Source organism: Cupriavidus sp. FW305-27, from assembly GCF_058787995.1.
Genome location: NZ_JBYTAG010000067.1, coordinates 1 through 20,021 on the forward strand (window position 1 = coordinate 1; position 20,021 = coordinate 20,021).

20 protein-coding genes are annotated in these 20,021 nt (G+C 64.6%); 4 read left to right on the top strand and 16 right to left on the bottom strand.

Features of this window, described 5'->3' with window-relative positions:
* The 15 genes from AC3WRI_RS26325 to selB form a co-directional block, all read right to left on the bottom strand.
* A partial coding sequence (locus tag AC3WRI_RS26325; protein ID WP_492294372.1) for a P-loop NTPase occupies positions 1-500 on the bottom strand: 500 nt, incomplete at its 3' end.
* A gap of 253 nt (positions 501-753) precedes the next feature.
* Entirely contained in the window at positions 754-1,791 is a 1,038-nt protein-coding gene (locus tag AC3WRI_RS26330; protein WP_011616914.1) for a tetratricopeptide repeat protein, read from the bottom strand.
* A complete protein-coding gene (locus AC3WRI_RS26335) occupies positions 1,788-2,237 on the bottom strand; it encodes a cytochrome c-type biogenesis protein (protein WP_492294374.1) in 450 nt (149 codons plus the stop codon). The genes AC3WRI_RS26330 and AC3WRI_RS26335 overlap by 4 nt, the downstream gene beginning before the upstream one ends.
* 1 nt (position 2,238) lies before the next feature.
* Positions 2,239-2,802 carry a DsbE family thiol:disulfide interchange protein gene (locus AC3WRI_RS26340; protein WP_492294376.1) on the bottom strand — a complete coding sequence of 188 codons (564 nt, stop codon included), beginning with the start codon at positions 2,800-2,802 and terminating at the stop codon, positions 2,239-2,241.
* Positions 2,799-4,769, bottom strand: coding sequence for a heme lyase CcmF/NrfE family subunit (locus AC3WRI_RS26345; protein WP_492294378.1), 1,971 nt, complete (start codon positions 4,767-4,769; stop codon positions 2,799-2,801). Before AC3WRI_RS26345 ends, AC3WRI_RS26340 begins: the two co-directional genes overlap by 4 nt.
* The gene (gene ccmE / locus AC3WRI_RS26350) at positions 4,766-5,224 is read right to left on the bottom strand and encodes a cytochrome c maturation protein CcmE (RefSeq protein ID WP_037023989.1); all 459 of its coding nucleotides are present in this window, start codon (positions 5,222-5,224) and stop codon (positions 4,766-4,768) included. Before ccmE ends, AC3WRI_RS26345 begins: the two co-directional genes overlap by 4 nt.
* Positions 5,221-5,418 (bottom strand): heme exporter protein CcmD, encoded by a 198-nt coding sequence (gene ccmD / locus AC3WRI_RS26355; RefSeq protein ID WP_010809674.1) that lies wholly within the window; start codon positions 5,416-5,418, stop codon positions 5,221-5,223. Before ccmD ends, ccmE begins: the two co-directional genes overlap by 4 nt.
* 45 nt (positions 5,419-5,463) lie before the next feature.
* Positions 5,464-6,201: a heme ABC transporter permease CcmC gene (ccmC, locus tag AC3WRI_RS26360; protein ID WP_010809673.1), complete on the bottom strand. Its 738-nt coding sequence runs from the start codon at positions 6,199-6,201 to the stop codon at positions 5,464-5,466.
* Positions 6,201-6,872: a heme exporter protein CcmB gene (gene ccmB, locus AC3WRI_RS26365; protein WP_010809672.1), complete on the bottom strand. Its 672-nt coding sequence runs from the start codon at positions 6,870-6,872 to the stop codon at positions 6,201-6,203. Before ccmB ends, ccmC begins: the two co-directional genes overlap by 1 nt.
* Complete coding sequence (gene ccmA / locus AC3WRI_RS26370; protein ID WP_058698612.1) at positions 6,854-7,510, bottom strand: cytochrome c biogenesis heme-transporting ATPase CcmA; 657 nt, start codon at positions 7,508-7,510, stop codon at positions 6,854-6,856. The genes ccmB and ccmA overlap by 19 nt, the downstream gene beginning before the upstream one ends.
* Positions 7,511-7,528: 18 nt before the next feature.
* Positions 7,529-7,945, bottom strand: coding sequence for a globin family protein (locus AC3WRI_RS26375; protein WP_010809670.1), 417 nt, complete (start codon positions 7,943-7,945; stop codon positions 7,529-7,531).
* Between the two features lie 80 nt (positions 7,946-8,025).
* Positions 8,026-8,601 carry a Tll0287-like domain-containing protein gene (locus AC3WRI_RS26380; RefSeq protein ID WP_492294380.1) on the bottom strand — a complete coding sequence of 192 codons (576 nt, stop codon included), beginning with the start codon at positions 8,599-8,601 and terminating at the stop codon, positions 8,026-8,028.
* 54 nt (positions 8,602-8,655) lie between these two features.
* A complete protein-coding gene (locus tag AC3WRI_RS26385; RefSeq protein WP_492294382.1) occupies positions 8,656-10,077 on the bottom strand; it encodes an ammonia-forming cytochrome c nitrite reductase subunit c552 in 1,422 nt (473 codons plus the stop codon).
* A 12-nt stretch (positions 10,078-10,089) separates the two neighbouring features.
* Positions 10,090-12,060, bottom strand: a complete 1,971-nt coding sequence (locus tag AC3WRI_RS26390) for an FAD-dependent oxidoreductase (protein ID WP_492294383.1) — start codon at positions 12,058-12,060, stop codon at positions 10,090-10,092.
* Positions 12,061-12,636: 576 nt separating this feature from the next.
* Complete coding sequence (gene selB / locus AC3WRI_RS26395; protein WP_492294385.1) at positions 12,637-14,547, bottom strand: selenocysteine-specific translation elongation factor; 1,911 nt, start codon at positions 14,545-14,547, stop codon at positions 12,637-12,639.
* Between the two features lie 532 nt (positions 14,548-15,079).
* On the opposite strand from selB, the gene AC3WRI_RS26400 reads away from it, so the two are divergent.
* Positions 15,080-16,036 carry a Dyp-type peroxidase gene (locus AC3WRI_RS26400; protein ID WP_010809665.1) on the top strand — a complete coding sequence of 319 codons (957 nt, stop codon included), beginning with the start codon at positions 15,080-15,082 and terminating at the stop codon, positions 16,034-16,036.
* On the opposite strand, the gene AC3WRI_RS26405 is transcribed toward AC3WRI_RS26400, so the two are convergent.
* Positions 16,033-17,565, bottom strand: a complete 1,533-nt coding sequence (locus AC3WRI_RS26405; RefSeq protein ID WP_492294387.1) for an FAD-dependent oxidoreductase — start codon at positions 17,563-17,565, stop codon at positions 16,033-16,035. The genes AC3WRI_RS26400 and AC3WRI_RS26405 overlap by 4 nt on opposite strands.
* Positions 17,566-17,621: 56 nt before the next feature.
* Between AC3WRI_RS26405 and AC3WRI_RS26410 the strand changes: the two genes are divergently transcribed.
* The 3 genes from AC3WRI_RS26410 to AC3WRI_RS26420 all read left to right on the top strand — a co-directional run bounded on the left by AC3WRI_RS26410 (position 17,622) and on the right by AC3WRI_RS26420 (position 19,983).
* Positions 17,622-18,374, top strand: a complete 753-nt coding sequence (locus tag AC3WRI_RS26410; RefSeq protein WP_011616902.1) for a DUF1345 domain-containing protein — start codon at positions 17,622-17,624, stop codon at positions 18,372-18,374.
* Positions 18,375-18,481: 107 nt separating this feature from the next.
* A complete protein-coding gene (locus AC3WRI_RS26415; RefSeq protein WP_011616901.1) occupies positions 18,482-18,766 on the top strand; it encodes a CppA family protein in 285 nt (94 codons plus the stop codon).
* A gap of 113 nt (positions 18,767-18,879) precedes the next feature.
* Complete coding sequence (locus tag AC3WRI_RS26420) at positions 18,880-19,983, top strand: malate/lactate/ureidoglycolate dehydrogenase (RefSeq protein ID WP_010809661.1); 1,104 nt, start codon at positions 18,880-18,882, stop codon at positions 19,981-19,983.
* The last annotated feature ends 38 nt before the right edge of the window (positions 19,984-20,021 follow it).

Below are 20,021 nucleotides of genomic sequence, written 5' to 3' on the forward strand. Positions count from 1 at the left end.
CCGTGCCCTTCCAGCGGCTCCATGGTCTGGCCGTCGGCGGATTCCGGGCGGCCGTCGATGCCCAGCATCATCGGCAGGCTCGGCCCATAAATGTCTGCGTCGAGCATGCCGACGCGCGCGCCTTCCGCCGCCAGCGCCAGCGCCAGGTTCACAGCCGTGGTGGACTTGCCCACCCCGCCCTTGCCCGACGCCACCGCAATCACGTTCTTCACGCCCGGCAGCAGCTTGACCCCGCGCTGCACCGCGTGCGCGACGATCTTCATGGTCACGGCCACGCTGACATTGCTCACGCCCGGCACTTGCCGCACCGCAGCAACCACCAGCTTGCGGATCGGATCGAACTGGCTCTTCGCGGGGTAGCCGAGTTCGACTTCCAGCGAGACATCGCCGCCGTCGACGCGGATGTTCCTGGCCGAGCGGGTGGACACCAGGTCCTTGCCCGTATTGGGGTCGATGACGGTGCGCAGGGCTTCGGTGACCTGCTCAGTGCTGACGCTCAAGACATACTCCGCTGCTGGTGAATGTAGGGATGCATGCACCAGGCGTGCTTTGGCGGCGTGGCGGCAATGCTGGAAAGATATCTGCTCACCCACTTAAGGTAAATTCATATATTCTTAGCCGACGCATAAGCAATCCATTAAGTTGCGATCAAGCAGCACATCGCGGGACCACAGAATCCGCTACTGAGACGCTGGGCGGCGTTGTGGGCAGCGGCAGCTGGTCGTCTACCCTATGATCGTCGCGGATCAACCCTCATTTCCTTACCGTATCAATCAACAGCTGGATGCCAGCAGCGCCCACCTTCACCTGTACCGCCCCGCTTTCCAGGTCGCCTGGCTGGCCGATCGCCTGGCCGGAACGTGAGATTCGTGCGACAACCATCGCGCTTTCCCGCTCACTCAGGCGCGCACCGCCCATCACCGCCATGCTCTCGTCCAGCGAAAACGCCACCGGCCAGCGTCCAGGCACTGCCTTGAAGACAGCCAGCGGCATCGGCGGCCCTTGCAGCCCGCGTGCGAATACGTAGAGCGTGTCGGTGCTGCCAACAGACGCCTGCAATTCGGGGGCAATTGCTACGGTGCCGGAAAGCTGCTTCTTGTTGCCCGCAACAGCCGAACCGGTCCCCACCTGCGCACGCGCTCCGGCAATGTTGGCCTGCAGACGGCGTAGCTCTTCGGAATCGGCTGGCAGCAATGGCGCCAGGCGCGTCCAGTAAACAATCGCGTCGGCAGGGCGCCGGTCATTGAAGGCAAAGCTGCCCGCCAGCCACAGCGACTTCACATGCTGCGCATCAAGTGCCAGCGCGCGTTCAACAGCCTTCTGTGCCTGCGCATCAAAAGTGCCCCCATTTTGCGCAGTACGCGCATCGGCATAATCGGCAAGCTGCGGTGCCGCGGGTGCCTTCAGCACGAATGCGCGCTCGAACGCCGGCACCGCCTCGGCGAAACGGGCTGCGGCATAGTATGAGCGCGCGAGCAACAGTGCGGCATCGGCATCGTCAGGCCATTGCTGCAGATGCGCCTCAAGACGCTTGATCAGATGCGGAATCGACGTTTCCCGCGGCGTTGCTCCTGACCCGCTGCCAGATTCCGGCCCGATCAGGTCCGGCCGGCCGACAGCAAGATACCCTGCCAGGGCCACCAGCGTGATAGCTAGCCCGGCCAGGAACTGAACCCGGCGCGCCCGGCCTTTCGCAACGGCGATACCTGCCACCATTGGCTGCAATACGGTCAGCAGCGCACCAATGGTCAGGGCGGTGGCGAATCCCCAGAATACCTGCGCCGATGTCATATGCTTCCCTCCTCGTTGCCGCCAGCCTTACCCGCCCGCTCGCGTGCCCGCGATCCGGCAGCATGCCGGTAGAGCACCACCATTCCCACCAACATGAGCAGGAACGGGCCAAGCCACAGGAGCCAGGTGGTGGGCTGCAGCGGCGGGCTGTACAGCACGAAATCGCCGTAGCGCTGCACCATGAACTCGGTCACATCGCGCTCGCTTTTCCCATCGCGCAGCATGCCGGCAATCTCGCTGCGCAAGTCAATCGCCAGGCTGGCATTGGAATCGGCAAGCGACTGGTTCTGGCATACCACGCAACGCAGATCGACGGCCAGCCTCGTGACCCGGGCCTGCAGAGCCTGCTCGGCATCGGCCTGTGCCGGCTCGGCGCCGATTGCATTGGCCAGCAGACCGCCCAGCAAACACCCAAGTACGCACCACCGGCGAACGCTTGATTTCATGTCAGCCCCCTTTTCCCCTGCTTGCCAGTGCTACGTCCGGCTCGTTCTCGAGCGCCGCCAACATCGGCAACAGTTCTTTGCGCACCACCTCCTCGGTCAGCGGACCGACATGCTTGTGGCGTATCACGCCGCGACGGTCAATCACGAAGGTTTCCGGAACACCGTACACGCCGTAGTCGATGCCGACCCGGCCATCGGCATCGAACAGACTGGCGCGATAAGGGTTGCCGTGCCGCGCAAGCCAGGCACCGGCCTCGTCGCGCCCATCCTTGTAATCCAGCCCATAGATGGGCACCCGGGTAAGGCGCGCCAGCTCCATCAGCTTCGGATGCTCCTCGCGGCAGGCGCCGCACCACGATGCCCAGACGTTCAGCACCCAGACCTGTCCGCGCAGATCGGCAGGCGCCACAGTTTGCTGAGGCGCGTCCAGCAAGGGCAGCCTGAAAGCCGGCGCGCTCTTGCCGATCAGGGGGGATGGCAGACTGCTTGGTCTCGGCGCAAGCCCGAGGCCGAGCAGCAGCAAGAGCATGATGAAGATCGCAGCAGGAACAAACCGTCGCATCATTCCACCCCCAGGTTCAGCGGCGTGGCGGCCGGCGCGGTGCGCGCCCGATAGCGGCGGTCGCCGAGCGCAAGCAAGCCGCCAAATGCCATCAGCAGGCAGCCGGACCAGATCCAGCTTATGAACGGCTTGTGGTAAAGCCGCAAAGTCCAGCTACCGTCGGGCAACGCTTCGCCAAGCGATACATAGAGGTCACGCGTCAGGCCGGGATCGATCGCCGCCTCGGTCATCACCTTGCGCTGAACCGGATAGAAGCGCTTCTCTGGCCGCAGCAATGTCACCAGCTGGCCGTCTCGCGTCACCGTAATGCTCGCGCGCCGGGCCTGGTAGTTGTCGCGCACCAGTGTTTCCACCGAGTCGAAGCGGAAGCGGTAGTCGCGGAACTCGAGCGAGTCGCCGACCGACATGCTCACCGTGCGTTCGCCTGCATAGCCGCCGACCATGGTGACCCCGACAATGCACACTGCAATGCCAAGGTGGGCGATCAACATGCCGTGGAACGACAGCGGACGGGCGGCCAGACTGCGCAACGCCCCTGCCCCGCGCCGGTCGCGCACGCTCTCGGCCGCGGTCGCGACCAGAGCACAGGTGATCCAGCCGGCCAGGGCCAGGCCGAGGCTGATGCCGATGCTCGATGTGCCTAGCAGCCAGGGCGTGACCAGGCCAAAGGCAAGCGCCGCGGCCAGCGCCCATTTCAGCCGACGCTTCAGATCCGGCAGCGAAGCATGCTTCCAGCGCATCAGCGGGCCCACGCCCATCAGAAACAGCATTGGCACGACCAGCGGCACAAACACCGCCTCGAAATACGGCGCACCGACTGATATCTTCGCCAGGCCCAGGCTATCGAGCGCCAGCGGATAGACTGTGCCCAGCAAAACAGACGCGGTTGCTACGGCCAGGAGCAGATTGTTCAGCATCAGCACCCCCTCGCGCGAGAACGGCGCGAACGCCGAACTGCTCCGCACGCGCCCCATGCGCCACGCGTACAAACAGAGTGCGCCGCCGACGATGAATGCGAACAATGACAGCAGGAACACGCCGCGCCCCGGATCCGCGGCAAAGGCATGCACGGAGGTCAGCACGCCGGAGCGCACCAGAAAGGCGCCCAGCAAGCTCAGGCCAAAGGCGGCGATCGCCAGCAACAGGGTCCAGCCGGCGAATATGCCCCGCTTTTCCGTGACCGCCAGCGAATGCATGAGCGCGGTGGCAAGCAGCCATGGCATGAAGGAAGCATTCTCGACCGGATCCCAGAACCACCAGCCGCCCCAACCCAGTTCGTAGTAGGCCCAGGCACTGCCAAGGGCGATGCCGAGTGTCAGGAACAGCCAGGCGCCGATGGTCCATGGCCGGCACCAGCGTGCCCAGAGTGAATCGATGCGCCCGGTCAGAAGGGAGGCCACCGAGAACGCGAAGGGCACCGCCAGTCCGACATAGCCGATATACAGCATCGGCGGGTGGATCACCAGCCCGATGTCCTGCAACAGTGGGTTGAGGTCACCGCCGTCCGGGGGCGCCGGCCACAGGCGCTCGAAAGGATTCGAGGTGCACAGCATGAAGCAAAGGAAGCCGCTCGACACGATGCCCAGGACGGCCAGCACGCGTGACGAGAACATCAGCGGCAGGCTGTCGCTGCGCCAGCTCACCAGGGCCGACCAGGCTGCCAGCAGTAGTGACCAAAGCAGCAACGATCCCTCATGGCCGCCCCAGGCGGCGGCAAAGCGATAGATCGCCGGCAGGCTGCTGTTCGAGTGGTTTGCGACATAGCGCACCGAAAAATCGTTCCCCAGCAGCGCCGCCGACAGGAAAACAAAGGCCAGCGAGAGGAACAGGAACTGCATGCGTGCTGCGGCATGTGCGGTGCGCATCCAGCCATCGACGCCGCGCACCGCCCCCAGGAGCGGCAGCGCCGCTTGCGCCAGCGCCAGCGCGAGCGCAAGCGCCAGGCACCATTGACCGAGTTCGGGAATCATCTGGCCCCACCTTTCTGCGCCGCTTCGGCGAGCTTGAGCGAAGCGGCGACCTCCGGCGGCATGTACGCTTCATCATGCTTGGCCAGCACCTCCTCGGCCGCGAAGATGCCGTTGCCACCCATGCGGCCGAACGCAATGGCACCCTGCCCTTCGCCAAACAAATCGGGCAGCATGCCGCGGTAGACCACCTGCACCCGGTTGACCGTATCGGTCAGTATGAAGGACGCCCCCAGCCCATCCGGGGCGCGCCGCAGGCTGCCGCGCTCGACCATGCCGCCAAGGCGGAAGGCCTTGTCGCGCGGGCCCTCCCCTGCCGCGAGCTGGCTTGGCGAGAAGAAGAACACCATATTGCTGCGGAAGGCGTTCAGGATCAATGCGGCAGCCGTCCAAAGCAACAGCAATCCCACGGCGATCATGAGCAGGCGTCGCCCGCGCGCCTTGTTGAGCATCCTCATTGCGTACCCCGTTGATCTTGCAGCCGCATGCCGGGCGCGGCGGGGTGCGCATCTGCCAGCGTGCGCCGAGTCGACACGCCGCAGCGCAGTACCAGCAGGACTTCGACAGCGAACAGCAGCGCCGTCACGCCGTATGCGCCCCAGACGAAAGCGCCTTGGCCACCCATCGAAAAAAATCCATTCAGATCCATCATTCCCTCCCTGCTGTTGAGCGCGTTGATCCGAGTGCGCGTCGGGTTTCAGATGTCCTCGCCTTGCCGCCACCACCTGCGGCCGGCCTCGCTGCGCGCGATCAGGCAGCGCACCCGCGCCAGCGCGACGGCGATCGCATACATCCAGAAGGCGAAGGTCATGCCCAGCATGGCAACGATCATGATGCCGGCCATCTGCGGCGCCTTGGTCAGACTGACCGATGCCCCCTGATGCAGCGTGTTCCACCAGGTCACGGAGAAATAGATGACCGGCAGGTTGATCAATCCGACCAGCGCCAGCACCCCGCCGGCCCTGGCTGCGCGCCGTGGATCGTCGATCGCGGCCTGCAGCGCGATGAAGCCGAGATAGAGGAACAGCAGCAGCAGCTCGGAGGTCATGCGCGCGTCCCATACCCAGTAGGTGCCCCAGGTCGGCTTGCCCCAAAGTGCGCCGGTCCACAGCGTGAGGAAGGTGAACAACGCACCGCTGGGCGCCAGCGCGGTTGCCATCAGCGACGACAGACGGGTGCCGAACACCAGGCCAAGCCCGGCGTAGACGGCCATCACCACGTAGATGAACATCGACATCCAGGCGGCCGCGACATGGATGAACAGGATGCGGTACACCTCGCCCTGGCGGAAATCGGGCGGCGCCACCACCAGGCCAAGGTATAGCGCCATCGCGCCAGACACTGCGGCAGCAGCGCCAAACCATGGCACCAGATGCCCGGCGAGCGGATAGAAGGCTTGGGGCGCGGCGTACTTCCAGATATTCAAGGTGGCCATCAGACAGACTCCAATCCAATCCTGAGCGCCGCGGCGGTGGCCCATGGCGCCGACGCAACGGCAGTCAGCAGGCATGCCCCCAGCAGCGAAAGATTCGCCTGCAATTCCGCCGCAGTGCTGGCGGCGGCGACGCCGCAGCCGAACACCAGTACCGGCGCTGCCAGTGGCAGCACCAGCAATGCCAGCAGCGGGCCGCCGCGCTGCAGCGACAGCGTCAGCGCGGCAGCGATTGCCGCGATCAGGCACAGCGTCGGCGTACCGAGCAGCAGCGACAGTGCCAGTTGTGCCAGCTCGCCGTCAGGCACGCCGAGCTGAACGCCAAGCAGTGGCGTCAGCAACACCAGCGGCAGGCCCGCCCCGAGCCAGAAGCCGGTCACCTTGCCGAGCACCATCAAGGTCAGGGACTGCGGCGCGAGCGCGATGACTTCCAGGCTGCCGTCGCGGAAATCGGATTCGAACAAACGCTCCATGCCCAGCAGCGTCGCCAGCAAGGCGGCGACCCAGATCACACCGGGCGCCAGCCTGGCGAGAAACATCCGCTCCGGGCCAACCGCCAGCGGAAACAGGCTGACCACCGCGACAAAAAAGGCGAGCGGTGTCAGCACCGCCGACGGGCGACGCCACGCCAGCAGCAGCTCACGCGCGATCAGTTTCAGGACCGGATCCAGCATGCCGCCTCCTGCTGCAATCGATCGGCGATTGCCGGGATGGCAAGCTCGCGCATCCGCGCGGCCACCAGCCGCAGCGGGTAGTGGTTCGCAAACACCAGCATGCCGCCCGACTGCAGATGGTGTTCGCACAATCCCTCAAAGGCCCGGATGCTGGACTGGTCGAGTGCGGTGGTCGGCTCGTCGAGCAGCCATAGCTTCGCGCCACTGGACAGCACACGCGCCAGCGCAACCCGGCGCTGCTGCCCCTGCGACAACAGCCCGAGAGCGGTGTCGGCACCAGCGGCCAGCCCGACTTGTGCCAGCACCCGCTGCAGGTGCGCACGATCCGTGCGGCAACCGTACAGCGCGCAGGCACTGCGCAGGTTCTCCAGCGCGCTCAGCTCCGCTTTCAGGCCGTTGCGGTGACCGAGGTATGCGGAATCGGGCAGCGGCCGGCTCGCCGCCACCGCACACCCGTTCCATCGGATCTCGCCCGATTCCGGGCGCAGCAGGCCAGCCAGGATTCGCAGCAGGGTAGTCTTGCCGCTGCCGTTGGCGCCTGTGACATGCACCGCTTGCCCGGGCTCCACGCGCAGCCCCAGCCTGATGAAAATCGGCCGGTCGCCGCGCGCGGCGGTCAGTGACACTGCTTCCAGCATGGCCTCATTCCTCCTGAGTCAGTCCCAGGCGGTCGCGGCGGCGTCTTTCATGGCCCCGGCCAGGATCACGTAGGCGCTGGTCCAGGCGCCCTTCACCTCATCGGTAAAGGCGTCCCCGAGGCCGGCACCCAGTGTCCACAGCAGGGCGCCGGCCACGGTGTCGTAGTCCTCGTCCTTGACGCCATAGGCGACGTGGCGCCGGCCGAGTTCCTGTACAGCGGGAACGATGTCGTCGAGCTGGTCCAGTTTCGTGACGACGGTATTGATCATCGCCATCAGCTTGCGCCCCTGTTCGACGGTGTCGCCCTTGAACAGTGGCCTCAGCGAGGGATCCATTTCGAACAGCTTGCCGTAGAACAGCTCGGCGGCCTTTTCCTTGATCGGCACCACCTTCTGCCAGGAGCTTTGTACCAGGGTGATCTCTTGCGGTGTCATGGAATATTCCTTTACTTGACAATTGCGATCATGTAATCCGCTACTGCCTTTACGTCGTCATCGCTCAGCTTTTCGCTGGCTCAATTGCTGACAGGGATGCGCAGCACCACGCCACCCATCACGTCGCCAATCTTGAAATTGGTGCGCGGGCTGTCCTTATGGCCGTTGTGGCAAGTGACGCAGGCCGGCGCGATCGCCGTGTCGGCGTACACGGCGGTGAAATAGGTCTTCTTGCCGAGAGTCTCTTCCTTGTAGAAGTTCTTTCCGGGGTTCTTGGCGACGAAGTCCAGCCCTTCCTTCTCCACTGGGGTTTTCGCAGCGTTCTGCTTATTCAGCGGCCACAGGGACAACAGCGAATAGCTGAAATTCGGCTTGCTCTTGGCTACCTCCTCCGCGCCGAAGCGAAACATCTGCGCCGGCAGCACCAATGTCTTCTCATCCTTCCAGTGCTCAGTCGCCTTGATCACCTTCTCTTCGTTCTGCAGGCGGTTGACGATCAGGCGGGTATACACGGTCCGGTCGGCCGCCATCACGGCGTGCAGGGCATCCGCCATTTCCTTTGGACTGATGCCGGATGCGTGTGCGGGAAAGGCGCTAACGGCCAGCGCCGCGCCAATTGCCAGACTGCTTGCCTGCAAGTTCGCATATCGTTTCATTTCTCTCTCCTTCACTGTTGAAAAGAAGCCCGCAAGCGCCAGAACGACGCGCAGCTACGGCGTGCTTCGCTTGCTGCGCGTTTCTGCATCCTTGGCCACAGCCATGTCGATACTCTTCACGTGCCGGGCCGGCATGCCTTTGAAGTTGTTGTCGATCAACGTCTTGTCGGCCAGCGCGTCGATCGAGAAGCCGAGCCCGTGGCAGCTTATGCACGTGGTCCGTATCATTTTTTCGTTCGGCCGCAGGGTATCGTTCTGGTTGTGCTGAACCACGATGCGCGAGCCTTCGTCGGTGGACATCCGCACCCGCGGCATGTGGCAGCTGGCGCATGTCACGCCAGAACCGGGCGGCGCCTGTCCGGCGGTCTCCTTTTGCCACAGCGCGTAGTGCGGCGAACTCTTGTAGGCCAGGGTGTGTTTGTCGTCATGGCAACTCATGCATGACTCCACCGCCGCTGTCCTGGCATCGAAGCGATGGGCAGAATGGCAGGAAGTACAACCAAGTTCCGTGTGGGCAGCCGCTTCCTTCATTGGCAGACGGGCGTCGCCGGGCGTCATCGGCGTCAGGCCTTGCGCCAGTCGCATGCCGTGCTTTCCCGCCAGGAACCCCTTGGCCTCGGCCGCATGGCATCCTTCGCACGCTGCTGGGCTGCCTGGGTGGTCACTCCATTTCGTGGAGCCGTCCTTGCCCTTCGATGCATGGCAACCGGTGCAATTGACGCCAGCCCTGGCATGCGCGGTGCCGAGCCAGTCGGCCTGCAACGCCGTACTGCCGCGCTTGCCGTGCGGCGCATCCTGCTCGGCTGCCGAGAGCGTCCGGAACGGATACTTCGCCGCCGGGTAGCCGCTCATCTCACGCACCGCTACGGCAAAATCGCGCTGCGGCAGCAGCGGCTTTTCGTTCAGCTTGCCGCCCTGCGCATGCTTTAGCAGGAAATCTTCGTACAGCGCGCGATTGTCGTGATAGTTGTGGCAGCCGGCCGCGGTGCAGCTGTCGAACTTGAAGTCCTTGTGGTCCGGCGGCATCTCGTCCGGACCGGCATGACAGTGGTAGCAGACGTCCTGCGGCTGCGTTACGCCCATGGCAAGCGTCGTGCGCGGCTTGTGCTCGGCATGGCAGGTGACGCATGCCTGCGCATCGATCTTTCCCAGCCGCTCGGCATTGCGCGGATCGTCGAACTTGCTGGCCGGATGCGAATCTCTGGCTTCCTTCAGCTCATTCTCATGGCAGTTGACGCATGCCTCCTGGATGGCCTCCGGGCCGGCGAACGGCTTGCTGTGGCAGCTCTCGCACGCCAGTTCGATCTGGTAGTGGCCGTGGCTGGTCTGACCCGGCAGGAATGCCATGCGCGCGGATACCAGGAGCGGATGCCTCGCCGCCTCCTTGTAGAACAGCCCAATCGAGAAATATGCCAGCATCGCCACGCTCAACACACCCCAGTAGACCCACAGAACTCTGCGGCTTTTGCTTGCCATCGCTGGTAGGCTCTAGAAATAGTAAGTTTTGAGAATGTGGAACCCGAGCAGCACGGGTACCGGCCAGAACAGCAAGATGTGCACCCAGGTGCTGTTGTCGCGCCAGCGCCGAACCAGTGCCACTGGCAGGCGATGCCCTTGCGCGATCATCAGCCCCGACATGCTGCCCGCCAGAATCAGGCCGGTGAAACTCGCCATCAACAGGAAATTCAGCTGGCTGCCAAGCCTGCCTCCCGTATGCGCATAGAGTCCCGCCAGCACACCCAATCCGAGCACCACATGCAGCACGCGCCAGACGGCAAAATCGCCATAGCCAAGGCGCGACCAGCGCTTCCGGAATGAGAGAAGCAGGGCAAGTACGCTCAACCCGAGAATGGAAAATCCGCTGACCTGCTTATACAAACTCACCAGCCATAGCTCGTCCCAGCGCCACTGCAGCTGCACCGTCTTCGCAAAGGGGATGGCAGGCGCAACGAGTGCCAGCAAGGCGAGCGCCAGTGCCGCCGCGGCCGCGCCCTGGAGCGGACGATGCGCGCGCACCGGTTCTCGCATCACCGCGCCACCGGCCAGCTCGGCCAGCAACGGCTTGCACGAACCGCATACCGTAGAGGCACGCGTGCACGCTGCGAGTTGCTCGATCGAACGGCACCCGGCAGCCGCCGCTTCGCCAAGCTGACCGCGGGTAACGCCGGTGCAGTTGCAGACGACCGCGCTTGCCGGCCAGTTGACGACGCTGGCTTCGCCCTCCTGCCACAGCGAGCCGGTCCTGCGAAACCGCCAAAGCTGCCATGGCAGTATCCGGTGATTGCCGCTGACCGCGTCCTGCAGCCGACGCAGGTCTGCGCCTTCGCCGACCGCCATCGCGCCAATCAGATGACCGCGCTCGACCAGCACCTTCCGGTAGATGCCAGTTTTTTTGTCTTCATAAGCCGCCGTGCTCGCCGAGCCGATACCGTCATGCTCGCCGACGCGGCCCACGCTGAACACCGGCATATCGAGCACTTTCAGGCGCGTTGCCTGTAGCGAACCTGCATAGCTGGCGTCGCCGCCGCAGATTGCATGCACGGCGACTGCCGCCTGTTCCAGGCCAGGGGCGACGATCCCGTACACTTGTTCGCGATGTTCCGCGCATTCGCCAACGGCGTAGATATGTGGATCGGACGTCTGCATGCGGTCGCTGACGCGAATGCCGCGCCCCACACTCAGGCCGGCCTGCAGGGCCAGGTCGGTGTTCGGCTTGATGCCGGCGGCAATCACGACGGTATCGCATTCGATGACATCGCCGGTGCGCAGGGTGATGCCGGTAACCGCTCCTTCGCCATGCACGCGTTTCACTGCGGCGCCCGTCAATACCTGGATCCCGGCCGCCTCGACATGGGCGCGCAGCAGATCCGCGGCTGCCTGGTCCAATTGCTGCAACATCAGCCGGTCGTTGTTCTCAATGACCAGCACCTCGGTGTTGAAGCGCTGCATTGCGCGCGCCGCTTCCAGGCCCAGCAGCCCCCCGCCCAGCACCACCGTACGGCGGCTGCGGATACGGCGTGCGAGCAGCCGCTGGGTATCGTTCATGTCACGGAAAACGTAGACATTGGCCTGGCCGATGCCCGGCACGTCCGGGATCCGCGGACGTGATCCGGTGGCCAGCACTAAGTGGGAATAGCGTTGCGTGCGCCCGGCCGAGTCTTCAATCTCCTGCGCGCCGCGATCGACATGCACCACTGCGCAATTGAGCCGCGCTGCGATCGCGGGTCCCTGCGGCAGTGCAAGCCCCTGCGTGAGCGTGGCCCAGCTCGCATCGCCGGCAAGAAAGGAAGACAGGCGCACGCGGTTGTATGGCTCCCATGGTTCGTTGCCGTAGATCACCAGCGGAATGGAAGGATCGCGACGATGCAAGTCCTGCGCAAGCCGCACGCCCACCGGCCCGGTGCCGATCACGACGACCGGCGCTTGGACAGCCTTTGTGTTTGGTATCGATTGCAGCATCACTGACACCCCTGACTCCCCCTGTGCACCACGTACAGACAAAAAAAATGCATCCGGCCCAGCGAGCACCGCTCGCCTGACTCGGACGCCTTTGTCCCGGAATCACGACCACCGTTGGTCGTAACTACTAGTTAATGTTGCGCCGCCGTTGGCGCCTGGACATACCTAGCGCAAGTAGCATGCCAGCACCAAATGCCGTATTCGGACGATATTCGCTGAATTCTTTTTAAATTCACGCACAGTTTTCGTGCAGTGCATTAAAAATGGGAAAATGATGACTAATCGATGTATTTCAAATGAGCATGATCTTTATATCCAATTTAATTATGATATTTATCTCCTATTCCATCGAAGCCGCGGACGCACGCGCATCGCGTCCGCTGGCGCACAGGATGCCGATTCCGGGATCGCATGATGGAGGCTCGTTACGAAAGTGCGAATCGTCGTATTGCTGTCACCGCAATACGGCCTCGAATTTGTGGATAAGGATGTAGTGTGGGGAGGAGGGAGGAGTGGAGAGCCCCGCAACGCTTGAGAATTCCCAGGAATCTCAATGGCGGAAGGCGGTTTTCCCTGTCAGAGCAACTCCAGCCAACGACTGTCCGTGCGCACCAGATGGCGGCCACGGTCGAAGCGCGTATAGCCAACACGGTCAAAAAACTCCAGGACCTGAACCGCACGCTTTCGTCCGAGTCCGGTGGCATTGCGAAATGCCCCGGCGACGACCGTACCGGCGTTCTTGCTGGCGTCGACAGCGGCGAGCAAGGCCAGCTCGCGAATAGCCTCCGGATCATAGAACAGGTCATGCACGACCTGAAACGTCTCGCCATGACGCGCGAGCTTGCGCATCAGTTGCCGCACCTTGTCCTCCGGCACGCCATGCGCGCTCGCCAGCTCGCGCACCCATGGCGGATCGAAGCGCCCCGCTTTCATGTCCTGCTGCAGCGTCGCGGCGAGCGTGCGATCCGCGTCGTCGAGCGTCACGGTGTGCTCAGGCAGGTGCAGCCAGGGGCCGGTCCGGACGATCTCGCCGCGCGCGCAGGCGTCATCGACGAGCGCGCACCACAACGCGTCTTGCGCCAGCGGTGCAGCGATCCTGCGCAAGCGCGCCACCTCCGGGCCAAGCACATCCGGCGAGCGTTGGTGGAATTGCCGGAGCGCAGTGGTCAATCGCCCCGCCAGCGCCCGCCACGCCGCGCCGGACACCAGCAAGGCATCGTTGCCCGGAAGTTCGATCACGCGCGTGTCACACGGCAGCTCGATGGCCGCCGCCGGCATGCCGCTCAGGCGTTCCAACAATGCGCGCGACAGCCCGTGTGGCGCCTGCTCGAGCAATGCCCCGACCGATCCGGTGTCAAGCATGGCCTGCATCGCGTCGAGCCAAGCCAGCCGCGCCGGGGAACGGCGCTTGCGCGCGGGCGCGAACGGATCCAGTACATCGCCGCCGCCGATGGTGCGGCTGGCCTGCGCGTTCCTCACGACAAAGGGATCGCCAGGCAGCGCGCATACCGGCCGCTCGAACACAAGCTGCACGCGCGCGCGCTGGCCGGGCGCAAGCGTCGGGCCATCGAGCAGCGCGACATGCGCCACCTGGTGCTGCGTGCCCAGGTGAACATGCATGGGCGCCCAGTGCTCCAGCGCAGGGGCGTCCGGCAACAGGGTCAGCATCACATCGATGCGCTCCGACGCCTGCGCCAGGCGCACATCGACCACCCAGTCACCGCGCTCGATCGCGCCCTTGTCGATGCCGGCCAGGTTCAGCGCGCAGCGCTGCCCCGCCCGCCCGACAGCAGCAGGACGATTCTGCGCATGGATGCCGCTCACGCGCACAGACTCGTTCTTCGGCGCGAGCAACACCCTGTCGCCGACATGGATGCGCCCGGACACCACGGTTCCCGTCACGATCGTCCTCTGCCCGGCAAGCGTGAAGACCCGGTCAACCGCAAGGCGGAACAGCCCGTCGTCGCGCTTCGTTCGCGACGCGGCCGCCGCCGCATGCAGGTGCCGCTTCAACGCGTTCACACCCGGGTCGTCGGCGCGCATTGCACAGGTTTCAAAAACCGGTGCGTCTTCCAGCATGCTGCCGCGCCGGAAAGACGCGATCTCCTCACGCACCTGCCGTAGCCGCACGTCATTCACGCGATCTACCTTGGTCAACGCGATCGCGCCGCGCCGGATGCCGAGCAGTTGCACAATGGCCAGGTGCTCGCGCGTTTGCGGCATCACGCCGTCATCGGCGGCGACCACGAGCAGCGCGAAGTCGATGCCGCATGCGCCCGCGGCCATGGTGTGAATCAGCTTTTGATGGCCCGGGACATCGACCAGGCCGAGCACGTCGCCGTTCTCGAGCGGCACGTACGCATAGCCAAGCTCGATCGAGAAGCCGCGCGCCTTCCTTTCCTCCAGGCGGTCGGTATCCATGCCCGACAGCGCCCTGACCAGGCTGGTCTTGCCATGATCGATATGTCCTGCCGTGCCGACGATCATGGCTGCGTCAGGTAGCCCGGCAGACTGACGTGACGGAGACCATCAGGGATGGTCTCCGGGGTATCCTCGTCGTGATCATGCATGGTCTCCCCTATCCTTGTTTGAATGGCCGATGAGGCTTGCTGAAGCGTGCTTCGATGCCGCTTTGCTTAGTGTTCCTGCATCGTTGGAGACAAGATAATTGCCTGGCCACTTAAGGTAAATTCAGCGATTCTTTGCGTGCCTATAAGCGATGCCTTATGTGACAACGGAATGGACAAAATGACCCGCGAGACCTGGCTCAGCATGGACATTTTGTCCGTCGCGGAGGCCGCGCAGCGCTTGCCGCGCGCCCGAACCGCCTGACTACCCAAGGATGCCGTCACAGGCACAGGCCTTGCTCCAGCTGCCTGGATTGACAACTGCAACTGACACTGCCTGGTCAGGAGAAAATGAAAGGTCAGAGGCGCCACTCAATTCGTGTAGGCTTATGCGTTGAATTCTCTTCCGTCAGCCCGCAAACCGAATCGGTATAACCAACATGAAGAGTCCGATGCCTACAAAGATCCCCGAACCACAGGCCGTTTCCGGCACAGTCACCCGCAGCGCCATATTCATCGTTGCGACGCTCACCGACGGCGACGACCACGCCGGCACCGTCCGCGCTTGGTGTGCCGACGTTGCCGCCGTCGTGCGCGCGGTCGGCCATCGTGTGCCGTCAGGCAACCTGTCCTGTGTCTGCGGCTTCGGCGCCGACGCGTGGGACAGGCTGTTCGGCAAGCCCCGTCCCGCGGCGCTGCACCCGTTCCGGGAGTTCGGCACCGGCGATCGCGTCGCCATCGCCACGCCGGGTGACCTGCTGTTGCACATCCGTGCCGAATCGATGGACCTCTGCTTTGAGCTTGCCACGCAACTGCTCGGCAAGCTCGGCGATGCGATCCAGGTTGTCGACGAGGTGCACGGCTTCCGCAACTTCGACATGCGGGCGATGATCGGCTTTGTCGATGGCACGGAGAATCCGGCCGGACGCGAGGCGGTCGATTTCACGGTGATCGGCGACGAGGATGCCGAGTTTGCCGGTGGCAGCTACGTCATCGTGCAGAAGTATCTGCACAATATGACCGCGTGGAACGCCCTTCCCGTGGAGACACAGGAACTGATCATCGGGCGCAAGAAACTGTCCGACATCGAACTGGACGAAGAGGTCAAGCCATCGTCATCGCACAGTTCGCTGACTACGCTGGTCGAGAACGGGCAGGAAGTGAAGATCCTGCGTGACAACATGCCGTTCGGCCGCCCTGGCGCGGGCGAGTTCGGCACCTACTTCATCGGCTACGCCCGTTCGCCCGCGCCGATCGAGAAGATGCTCGAGAACATGTTCGTCGGATTGCCGCCCGGCAATTACGACCGGCTGCTTGACTTCAGCAAGGCGGTCACCGGCAGCCTGTTCTTTGTCCCGTCGGCCGACCTGCTTGAAGGGCTTGCGGACCGCGCACTCGCCCCTGCCTAGGGTCCTGTCGTCTCCTGCTCGAACGCCACCTCCGCGCGAAGGCTCGCCAGGTCGCGCCCGACCGTGGCGACCGCAAGCCTTTTATCCTTGCCCCAATAGGTCACCGTACAGTCATGCGCGGCGGGATCGCCGTCGACATCGAAACGATCCCATTGCTCCGCGTGGCCTACGTAGTTGATGGCCACATCATAGTGCTGGGTCCAGAAGAATGGCACGGCCGCAAAGCGTTGCCGCTGTCCCAGGATATTTCGCGCTGCCACCACGCCCTGGCGCTCGGCGACCACCCAGTGTTCGACGCGGATACGCTGGCCCGTTCCCGGGTCGGGCCAGCGCGCAATATCGCCCGCGGCATAGATGTCAGGTTCGCTGGTCTGGAGGAATTCATCGACCGCCACGCCCTTGTCCAGTGCGAGGCCGGCGTCCTGCGCCAAGGCCACGTCGGGGCGAACGCCGATCCCGGTCACGACCAGGTCGGCGGCCAGCTCCGCGCCGGTCGACAATCTCACCCGATCCGGCTGAATCTCTGCCACCGTGGCCCCGAGATGGAACGTTACCCCGTGCGATTCGTGAAGCGCCTTGATCATGTCGCCGAGCGTCGCGCCCAGGACCCGCTCCATCGGATGCGCTTCGGGCGCGACAACATGCACTTCCAGTCCTCGCGTTCGCAGCGCTGCCGCGACTTCCATCCCGATAAAGCTTGCGCCCACCACGACGCATCGGCGTGCCGTGCCGAGACGCGCGATCAGGGCGTCGCAGTCGGCCAGCGTGCGGAGCACGCTCACGTGCGGCAAGGTTGCGCCAGGAACGTCCAGCCGTATCGGCACGGCACCGACGGCAAGCAGAAGCGCGCCGTAGCTCACGTTGCTGCCGTCCGAGAGCGTGACGGATTTTTGCTCGGGGCTGAGCTTGACGACACGGTTGTCGGAGCGCACGTCGATGTCGTGATCCGCGTAGAACGTCGGTGGCCGCATTGGCAGCCAGTCCGCGTTTGCTGTCCCGGCGAGGTAGTCTTTCGACAGATTCGGCCGATCGTACGGCAATGAGCGATCGGCACTCAGCAGCGTGACGGGGCCGCTATAGCCTTCGCGCCGCAGGGTTTCGACCGCGGCAGTCCCGGCGGCGCCGCCGCCGATGATCACCACGGATTCAGGGAGCCGGGCCGAGGCAAGCCTCGGTGGCCGCACCGCCGGCAGCGCTTCGCGGACGAAGGCCTTCCCGTCTTGCTGTTCCACGCGCCAGCATTTCAGATCGTCCTGGGCGGGCGGCCCGAGGACCTCGCCGGTGCGAAGACTGAAGCAGGCGTGATGCCACGGACATCGGATCGTATCGCCGACCAGCAGGCCGTCCGCCAGTGGCCCGCCATAGTGGGTACAGGTCGCACCGATGGCAAACAGTTCATCAGCCCGACGCACAAGCAAGACCGGTTTGCCGCCAACCTGGCCTGTGACCATGCCGCCGTCAGCAAGGTCAGCCAGCGGCACGCCCTGGGTGAGATCGGGCTTATCCGTGGAGGAAGAGCTTTTGGTCATTGCGTCTCTCCTTGCCGGTCATGGCACAGGGCCATTATCGACCTCGAGGCCGCCAAATGAAAGGCGCATGCAGCGTAACAAACTGCGCGACGGCACGGATATTATTCACGCATGGCCAGCCTCCTTTCCTGACGAAGGGTCATCCGGATGAATACCCCATGAACAGACCCGCCCGCTTCGCTATCGGCAAGCGCATCGCACCCGCACGCTTTCTGCTGTGCGGCGCCATATTGATCGTTGCGACCTTTGCCGCGGGTGCGCTCGGCGCAGAGCCACGCATCGCCCTGCTGATCGGCTTCGATCTCGCGGCCCTTGTCTTCCTTGGCGCCGCGCTGCCGCTGTTGCGCGCCGATGCTGCGGCCATGCGGCGCACGGCGGAACACAACGATGCCAACCGCACAGCGCTGCTCACGATCACCGTGCTGCTCTCGATGGTGATCCTGGTCGCAATCGGCACGCTGATCGCGCGCCCCGAGACACCGCACTGGGCCGACATCGCGCTGATCGTCGCCACGCTTATCCTTTCCTGGCTTTTTGCCAACACCGTTTTCACGCTGCACTATGCGCATCTCTACTACCTCCAGACCGCCACCGGCGACCAGGGCGGACTGCAGGTGCCGGGCGTGCAGCACCCCAGCTATTGGGACTTCCTCTATTTCAGCTTCACGCTGGGCATGACTTTCCAGACTTCTGACGTGACCATCGCCGGCGCACACATGCGCAGGGTGGTCCTGGGCCACTGCGTGGCCGCGTTCCTTTTCAACATGGGGATTCTGGCGTTCACCGTGAACGCCCTGGGTGGCTTGTAGCCAACTTGGCCTTTCGCCCGAAGTGTTCCTGGACAAACTCCTTGCATCCCCCTGAATACTGTATATATTTACAGTACCTGTATGGATGAACAGTAGGAGTCCTGTCCATGGAACACCTGATCCGTGTGCAAAACGACTATGACCGCCAGGTGCTTGCCTGGCTGCGCGGTCGCATCGGCGATGCCGCGCTGCAGACCGCGGCGCTGCGCCTGGGCGGCCAGCGCAAGCCTTATCTGTCAACGATCTGCCGCAGCCTGGGCATCCGCCCGCCCAGCCGGCGCCAGTTCGCGGCCGAGGCGGCGCGCATGCACCGCGCGGTGGGCGATACCTACCTGGCCCGTATCCGCGAAATCCTTGGCCAGTCACCTGCCGAAGCTGCGCTGCGCCAGTAAGCAGTAGCCGATCACCGGCCATGCCGGCGCCACCAAGCTCGCGCCGGCCGTATCATGAAGCCCCGTTGCCGTCACACGGCACGGGGCTTTTTTCATCCCTAGCCAAGGCCGATATGAGCGAACACCGCATCCCTACCGCCGCCCTGCACCAGTGGGTGGCCGATCTCTGGCTTGCCGCGGGCAGCAGCGCGCAAGAGGCGCGCCTGACGGCCGACCACCTGGTCGGCGCCAACCTGAGCGGGCATGACTCGCACGGCGTCGGCATGATCCCGCGCTATGTGCTGGCCTGGCAGGCCGACGAGCTGCAGCTGAACCAGCAGGTCAGCGTGCTGCACGATGCCGGCAGCATGCTGAGCCTGGACGGCAACCGCGGCATGGGCCAGGCGGTGACGGCGCAGGCCATGAACATGGCCATCGGCCGCGCGCGCGAGCATGGCGTCTGCGTGATGGGCCTGCGGCAGTCGCACCACCTGGGGCGCGTGGGCCACTGGGCCGAGCAGGCCACCGCCGCCGGCATGATCTCGATCCATTTCGTCAACGTGCTGTCCAAGCCCATCGTGGCACCGCACGGCGGCTACGATGCGCGCTACGGCACCAACCCGTTCACCATCGGCGTGCCGGTGGCGGGCGAGCCGCCGCTGGTGCTGGACTTCGCCACCAGCGCGATTGCGCTGGGCAAGGTGCGTGTGGCCCACAACAAGGGCGTGCCGGTGGCGCCCGGCTGCCTGCTGGACGCGCATGGCGAGCCCAGCGCCGATCCTGCCGTGATGTACCCCGCCGACGGCGCGCCGCAAGGCGCGCTGCGGCCCTTTGGCGAACACAAGGGCCATGTGCTGGCCGTGATGTGCGAGTTGCTGGGTGCCGCGGTCACCGGCGGCCACACCATCCGCCCCGAAACGCTGCGGCATGAGCACGCGGTCTGGAACAACATGCTGGCGATCGTGTTCGATCCCGCGCGCCTGGGCAACAGCACGTCATTCGGGCATGAGGTGGCGGCGTTCGCCGACTGGATGAAGGCCTCGCGGCTGCAGCCGGGGCAGGATGGCATCCGCCTGCCGGGCGAGCCCGAACGGGCCTGGCGCGCCGCCCGCGCCACTCATATGCCGGTCGACGCCGGCACGCTGGCGCAGCTGGACGACGCCGCGGCGCGGGTGGCGGCCGCGCGCGCCGGCGCGCAGCCTGCGCCGGGGCCGCTGTCTGCGCTGGCGTGCGACTGACTATCATCAGAGATGAACCCGGCGTCGTGCGCGACGCA

Coding starts and splice junctions, on each gene's coding strand:
- AC3WRI_RS26390 (WP_492294383.1), bottom strand. CDS start 12,060: ATGCTGCAATCGATACCAAACACAAAGGCTGTCCAAGCGCCGGTCGTC.
- ccmB (WP_010809672.1), bottom strand. CDS start 6,872: ATGCTGGATCCGGTCCTGAAACTGATCGCGCGTGAGCTGCTGCTGGCG.
- AC3WRI_RS26375 (WP_010809670.1), bottom strand. CDS start 7,945: ATGACACCGCAAGAGATCACCCTGGTACAAAGCTCCTGGCAGAAGGTG.
- AC3WRI_RS26385 (WP_492294382.1), bottom strand. CDS start 10,077: ATGGCAAGCAAAAGCCGCAGAGTTCTGTGGGTCTACTGGGGTGTGTTG.
- AC3WRI_RS26380 (WP_492294380.1), bottom strand. CDS start 8,601: ATGAAACGATATGCGAACTTGCAGGCAAGCAGTCTGGCAATTGGCGCG.
- ccmE (WP_037023989.1), bottom strand. CDS start 5,224: ATGAGGATGCTCAACAAGGCGCGCGGGCGACGCCTGCTCATGATCGCC.
- AC3WRI_RS26335 (WP_492294374.1), bottom strand. CDS start 2,237: ATGAAATCAAGCGTTCGCCGGTGGTGCGTACTTGGGTGTTTGCTGGGC.
- AC3WRI_RS26345 (WP_492294378.1), bottom strand. CDS start 4,769: ATGATTCCCGAACTCGGTCAATGGTGCCTGGCGCTTGCGCTCGCGCTG.
- AC3WRI_RS26410 (WP_011616902.1), top strand. CDS start 17,622: ATGAAAGGCGCATGCAGCGTAACAAACTGCGCGACGGCACGGATATTA.
- ccmD (WP_010809674.1), bottom strand. CDS start 5,418: ATGATGGATCTGAATGGATTTTTTTCGATGGGTGGCCAAGGCGCTTTC.
- AC3WRI_RS26405 (WP_492294387.1), bottom strand. CDS start 17,565: ATGACCAAAAGCTCTTCCTCCACGGATAAGCCCGATCTCACCCAGGGC.
- ccmA (WP_058698612.1), bottom strand. CDS start 7,510: ATGCTGGAAGCAGTGTCACTGACCGCCGCGCGCGGCGACCGGCCGATT.
- ccmC (WP_010809673.1), bottom strand. CDS start 6,201: ATGGCCACCTTGAATATCTGGAAGTACGCCGCGCCCCAAGCCTTCTAT.
- AC3WRI_RS26330 (WP_011616914.1), bottom strand. CDS start 1,791: ATGACATCGGCGCAGGTATTCTGGGGATTCGCCACCGCCCTGACCATT.
- AC3WRI_RS26400 (WP_010809665.1), top strand. CDS start 15,080: ATGCCTACAAAGATCCCCGAACCACAGGCCGTTTCCGGCACAGTCACC.
- AC3WRI_RS26415 (WP_011616901.1), top strand. CDS start 18,482: ATGGAACACCTGATCCGTGTGCAAAACGACTATGACCGCCAGGTGCTT.
- selB (WP_492294385.1), bottom strand. CDS start 14,547: ATGATCGTCGGCACGGCAGGACATATCGATCATGGCAAGACCAGCCTG.
- AC3WRI_RS26420 (WP_010809661.1), top strand. CDS start 18,880: ATGAGCGAACACCGCATCCCTACCGCCGCCCTGCACCAGTGGGTGGCC.
- AC3WRI_RS26340 (WP_492294376.1), bottom strand. CDS start 2,802: ATGATGCGACGGTTTGTTCCTGCTGCGATCTTCATCATGCTCTTGCTG.